Annotated in this window: 6 protein-coding genes and 1 pseudogene; all 7 read left to right on the forward strand. The window is 52.9% G+C overall.

Annotated features, from left to right (window positions below; all coding sequences use genetic code 11):
• The first annotated feature begins 119 nt into the window (after positions 1-119).
• Positions 120-596, forward strand: a complete 477-nt coding sequence (locus FYJ45_RS28660; protein WP_321170344.1) for a nitroreductase family protein — start codon at positions 120-122, stop codon at positions 594-596.
• A gap of 186 nt (positions 597-782) precedes the next feature.
• On the forward strand, positions 783-1,010 hold the full coding sequence (locus tag FYJ45_RS28665; RefSeq protein WP_154468357.1) for an antitoxin: 228 nt from the start codon (positions 783-785) through the stop codon (positions 1,008-1,010).
• A gap of 95 nt (positions 1,011-1,105) precedes the next feature.
• The gene (locus tag FYJ45_RS28670; protein WP_002566673.1) at positions 1,106-1,321 is read left to right on the forward strand and encodes a Maff2 family mobile element protein; all 216 of its coding nucleotides are present in this window, start codon (positions 1,106-1,108) and stop codon (positions 1,319-1,321) included.
• Positions 1,322-1,392: 71 nt separating this feature from the next.
• Positions 1,393-2,256, forward strand: coding sequence for a VirB6/TrbL-like conjugal transfer protein, CD1112 family (locus tag FYJ45_RS28675; RefSeq protein WP_154468358.1), 864 nt, complete (start codon positions 1,393-1,395; stop codon positions 2,254-2,256).
• A 21-nt stretch (positions 2,257-2,277) separates the two neighbouring features.
• Complete coding sequence (locus FYJ45_RS28680; RefSeq protein ID WP_321170345.1) at positions 2,278-2,841, forward strand: MT-A70 family methyltransferase; 564 nt, start codon at positions 2,278-2,280, stop codon at positions 2,839-2,841.
• Between the two features lie 6 nt (positions 2,842-2,847).
• Positions 2,848-3,297: a PrgI family protein gene (locus tag FYJ45_RS28685; protein WP_022788455.1), complete on the forward strand. Its 450-nt coding sequence runs from the start codon at positions 2,848-2,850 to the stop codon at positions 3,295-3,297.
• Positions 3,200-5,371: pseudogene (locus FYJ45_RS28690) on the forward strand (VirB4-like conjugal transfer ATPase, CD1110 family); the annotation flags it as partial. The gene FYJ45_RS28685 and the pseudogene FYJ45_RS28690, both read left to right, overlap by 98 nt.
• Between the last annotated feature and the right edge of the window lie 130 nt (positions 5,372-5,501).

Genomic DNA, 5,501 nt, shown 5'->3' on the forward strand with positions numbered 1-5,501 from the left:
CATTAAAACGGCATAAGAGGTCCGCATGTGCGACTTGGTTCAAAAGGAAAGTACTAAATCAGGGGCTTGAAGTTCATATCAAGCTCTTGATTTTGAGCCCCTGACTTAGAACTTTCCTAATCTATTCAAACAAAAAGGTGGAGCCTGAAAAACTGAACAGGATTTTACAGGCAGCCCATGTTGCTCCAACAGCAGCGAACCTCCAACCAGTACACTTGATTGTGGTACAGGATGAAGATGGCCTTGCCAAAATTGGGAAAGGAGCAAATATTTACGGCGCACCGCTGGCAATCATCGTATGTGCAGACCACAATAAAGCATGGGTTCGGCCTTTTGATAAAAAGCAGACCTGTGATATTGACGCTTCCATCCTGACAGACCACATGATGATGGAGGCAACAGAATTAGGTTTAGGTTCTGTTTGGGTTTGTTACTTCCAGCCAGAAGTTATCAAAAAGGAATTTTGCTTGCCGGACAACATGGAACCCATTAACATTTTAGTGATTGGGTATTCCGCAGAACCACCGATTGACCCTGAAAGACATTCTCAAATGAGAATCCCGATGGAAAAATTGGTTTCATACGAAAACTTATAATTGGTGGATTATCAACGGGCGACAGTCAAAAGCTGTCGCCCGTTTGCTGTTCAAAAATCCATTTCTGTTAACTGTGTTTGCATATTTTGGAGCAGTAAGGGCTACCCCGGATTGTCCACGAACGAAATCAAAAACATGGAAAGGAGCTAACAAAATGAAATTGCAGCAAAGAAAGGAGCGTGACCGATGGGACACTCGGACGAATGGACATTTGCGGATTATTTCAGGTATGAGCAGGAAATCTACCGGGCGATCATTTCCGCTGCAGTGCTGTGCCAGTGGATTGCGGAACATGATACCCCGCCCACGGACGGGGAAGCCGAAGAACTTGCAAGGGAAATAGACCGCAGACTGTGTGAAGCATGGGGCGAGATTTTTTCGCTGGCTGTGCTGGAATGGTGGGACGGCCAGTAACTCCGGGCCGTCTGCGGATTGTGAGGCTGCCGCTATGTACGGCGGCTTTTTTGCACCCAAACACCATCACAATCTGAATTTATGGAGGTAAATTTATGGAATTTTTCAATAGTGCAGTTGATACTTTGCAGACCATCGTTGTGGGCCTCGGCGGCGCGCTTTGCGTATGGGGCGGCGTCAATCTTTTGGAGGGATACGGGGCGGACAACCCGGCAAGCAAGTCACAGGGAATCAAGCAGCTTGTCGCCGGAGGTGGCGTTGCCCTCATCGGCATGACCCTTGTTCCGCTGCTGTCCGGGCTGCTGGGATAACCCCATGTGTGTTAGAAAACCCTCCGCGCCCTCTCTGATCGGGGAGGGCGCGGGAAAGGAGGTGTCCCCACATGATCGGTGATTTAATCGGGGAATGGATCAAAGGAATCCTGATCGACGGTATCATGGGCAACCTGTCCGGCCTGTTTAACACGGTCAATACCAAAGTCGGGGAAATCGCGTCGGATGTGGGCAGTACCCCGCAGGACTGGAACGGCGGCATTTTCTCCATGCTGCAAAACCTGTCCGAAACGGTGATCGTCCCCATTGCGGCGGCCATTCTCGCCCTTGTGATGTGCTATGAGCTAATTGACATGATCGTGGAAAAGAACAATATGCACGACTTCGACAGCTCCATGTTCTTCCGCTGGATTTTCAAAAGCGCCTTTGCCATCCTCATTGTGACAAACACATGGAATATCGTCATGGGCGTATTTGACGCCACCCAGCAGGTCGTCAACCAGAGCGCCGGGGTGATTATCGGAGATACCAGCATTGATTTTGACACGCTGTTTCCTGATCTGGAAAGCCGTCTTGAAGCAATGGACATCGGGCCGCTGCTGGGCCTGTGGTTCCAGACCCTTGTTGTGGGGCTGACGATGAACATTCTTTCCATCTGCATTTTCCTTGTGACCTATGGAAGAATGATTGAAATTTACGCCGTGACCGCATTGGGGCCGATCCCCCTTGCCACGCTGGGCAATGCAGAGTGGCGCGGCATGGGCCAGAACTACTTGAAATCCCTGCTTGCGCTGGGCTTCCAAGCCTTTTTAATCATGGTGGTTGTCGGGATTTATGCGGTGCTGATCCAGCAGATCGGAACCGCCGACGACATATCCGGCGCAATCTGGAGCTGTATGGGCTATACCGTTTTGCTTTGCTTCTGTCTGTTCAAGACCGGCAGCATATCGAAAGCCGTATTTACCGCACATTGACAGACAGGAGGAATACCAACTATCGAGGAAACACAAAAGAAAACCTACAACATCCTTTACGCTGACCCGCCGTGGCGATATGAGTGCAAACGGACAGGGGCGGCGGAACATCACTATCCCACCATGAGCATTAACGAGCTGTGCGCCCTGCCGGTGGAAACGCTGGCGGAAAAAGACTGCCTCTTGTTTTTGTGGGCGACTTTCCCCCAGCTCCCGGAGGCGCTGCGTCTGATTAAGGCGTGGGGCTTTTCCTTTAAGACCGTGGCCTTTGTCTGGCTGAAATTAAACCGCAAAAGCCCCACATGGTTTTACGGGCTGGGCTATTGGACGAGAGGAAACGCGGAAATCTGTCTGCTTGCCAAACGGGGCCATCCCAAGCGTTACTCCAAAAGCGTCCATCAGTTTATCATTTCCCCGGTGGAGGAACACAGCAAGAAACCAGACATTACCCGCGAGAAAATCATAGCCCTTGCGGGCGACCTGCCCCGCGCAGAACTGTTTGCCAGACAGAAAACCCCCGGCTGGGATGTGTGGGGCAATGAAGTGGACAGCGATTTTTCCCTGTCCGTACCAGAAACGAGGTGACTATCTATGGCTTATGTAACTGTCCCCAAGGATTTAACCAAGGTCAAATCCAAGGTAGTATTCGGGCTGACGAAACGCCAGCTCATTTGTTTTGGCGGTGCGCTGCTTATTGGCGTCCCGCTTTTCTTTTTGATCCGGGGCCGCGTCCCGACCAGCGCGGCGGCGCTCATTATGGTGTTCGCCATGCTGCCGGGCTTTCTGCTGGCCCTTTACGAAAAACACGGCCAGCCCCTTGAAGTGGTGGTGCGCCAGATCGTCGAGTGCTGCTTCATCCAGCCCAAGGAACGGCCCTACCAGACCAACAACGCTTATACCGCCCTTGTGCGGCAATCCCAAATGGAAAAGGAGGTCAACGCCATTGTCCAAAAAGCAAAAGAACGAAACGAGCGCAAAAGCGCCGGTCAAGCTCACCCGCGCCGAAAAGAAAGAGATTCAGGCCGTCATCCGAAAGTATAAGGGCGACGGCAAGCCCCATTCGGCGCAGGCCAGTATTCCCTATGAGGCCATGTATCAGGACGGCGTATGCCGGGTGACGCCCCGCACCTTTTCCAAGTGCATTGAGTTTACGGACATCAGCTACCAACTGGCGCAGGCGGACACCAAGACCGCCTTCTTTGAAAACCTGTGCGACCTCTACAACTATCTGGACGCCTCCATTCATGTGCAGTTTTCCTTTATCAACCGCAAGATCGACCCCAAGCAGTACGCCAAGAGCTTTGAAATCCGGGCGCAGGGGGACGACTTTGACGACATCCGCAGCGAGTATTCCGACATTTTGCAAGACCAGCTTGTGAACGGGAACAACGGCCTGATGAAGCGGAAATTTATGACCTATACCGTCGAGGCGGACAGCCTGAAAATGGCCCGCGCCAGATTGCGCCGGATCGAAACCGACCTTTTGGGCTATTTCAAGAGCATGGGGGCCTCTGCGTGGGGACTGGACGCCAAGCAGCGGCTGGAAGTCATGCACAGCATTTTCCACCCGGACGGGGAACCGTTCTCCTTTGACTGGAAGTGGCTTGCCCCGTCGGGGCTTTCCACCAAGGACTTTATCGCTCCGTCCTCGTTCCGCTTCGGCAATGCCCGGATGTTCGGGCTGGGCGGCAAATACGGGGCGGTAAGCTTTCTGCAAATCCTCTCCCCGGAGCTGTCGGATGAAATGCTGGCCGACTTTCTCAACACGGAAAACGGCATTGTAGTGAACCTCCATGTGCAGGCTATCGACCAGAGCGACGCCATTAAGACGGTCAAGCGCAAGATCACCGACCTTGACGCCATGAAGATTCAGGAACAGAAACGGGCTGTCCGCAGCGGTTACGACATGGACATTCTTCCCAGCGACCTTGCCACCTACGGGCAGGACGCCAAGGAGCTGCTAAAGACCTTGCAGAGCCGGAATGAACGGATGTTCCAGCTCACCTTTTTGGTGCTGAACACCGCAGACACCCGGCAAAAGCTGGAAAACAATGTGTTCTGGGCTGCCGGTATTGCACAGAAATACAACTGCTCCCTTGTGCGGCTGGACTACCAGCAGGAACAGGGGCTTATGAGCAGCCTGCCGCTGGGGGCCAGCCATATCCAGATTGAACGCTCCCTGACGACTTCCAGCGTGGCCGTGTTCGTCCCCTTTGTGACGCAGGAACTTTTTCAGGGCGGCGACGCCATGTACTACGGGATCAACGCCAAGACCGGCAACATGATTATGCTTGACCGGAAACGGGCGCGCTGCCCCAACGGGCTAAAGCTGGGGACGCCGGGAAGCGGCAAAAGTATGAGCTGTAAATCCGAGATTGTGAGCGTGTTCCTCTGCACCCCGGACGATGTGTATATCTGTGATCCAGAGGCCGAGTATTACCCTCTTGTGAAGCGGCTGCATGGGCAGGTGGTGAAGCTGTCGCCTACCAGCAAAAACTATGTGAACCCGCTGGACATCAACTTAAACTACTCCGAGGATGAAAACCCGCTGGCGTTAAAATCCGACTTTGTGCTGTCGTTCTGTGAGCTTGTCATGGGCGGGAAGAACGGGCTGGAAGCCATTGAAAAGACGGTGATTGACCGGGCGGTACAGGTAATCTACCGGCCTTATCTGGCAGACCCCAAGCCGGAAAATATGCCCATCCTTGCAGACCTGCACAAAGCCCTGTTAGACCAGCATATCCCGGAGGCTGACCGGGTGGCGCAGGCCCTTGACCTGTATGTGTCCGGCAGCTTAAATGTGTTCAACCACAGAACCAACATTGACATCCAGAACCGCATTGTGGCCTTTGACATCAAGGAACTGGGCAAGCAGCTAAAGAAAATCGGTATGCTCATTGTCCAAGACCAGATTTGGGGGCGCGTCACCCAAAACCGCAGCAAGGGTAAGGCGACATGGTATTTCTGTGATGAGTTCCACTTGCTTTTGCGTGAGGAACAGACGGCGGCCTTTTCCTGCGAGATTTGGAAGCGTTTTCGTAAGTGGGGCGGGATTCCCACAGGTGCGACGCAGAATGTGAAAGACCTGCTTTCCTCCCCGGAAATTGAGAATATTTTGGGTGCGACACGTTGACGCACAAACATCACGCTATGAGGGTAATACTTCATAGACTTATGGCCATGTGATGCTAAAAGCGTCGGGCTTATCTCGGCAGGGATGAGCAACAACTGATAACCCGATAGGT

This window comes from Eisenbergiella porci (assembly GCF_009696275.1).
In the GTDB taxonomy this organism is placed as follows: Bacteria; Bacillota; Clostridia; order Lachnospirales; family Lachnospiraceae; genus Eisenbergiella; species Eisenbergiella porci.

Bases quoted from the DNA above. Each gene is read 5' to 3' on its own strand.
- FYJ45_RS28670 (WP_002566673.1), top strand. From the start codon at position 1,106: ATGGAATTTTTCAATAGTGCAGTTGATACTTTGCAGACCATCGTTGTG.
- FYJ45_RS28675 (WP_154468358.1), top strand. From the start codon at position 1,393: ATGATCGGTGATTTAATCGGGGAATGGATCAAAGGAATCCTGATCGAC.
- FYJ45_RS28665 (WP_154468357.1), top strand. From the start codon at position 783: ATGGGACACTCGGACGAATGGACATTTGCGGATTATTTCAGGTATGAG.
- FYJ45_RS28685 (WP_022788455.1), top strand. From the start codon at position 2,848: ATGGCTTATGTAACTGTCCCCAAGGATTTAACCAAGGTCAAATCCAAG.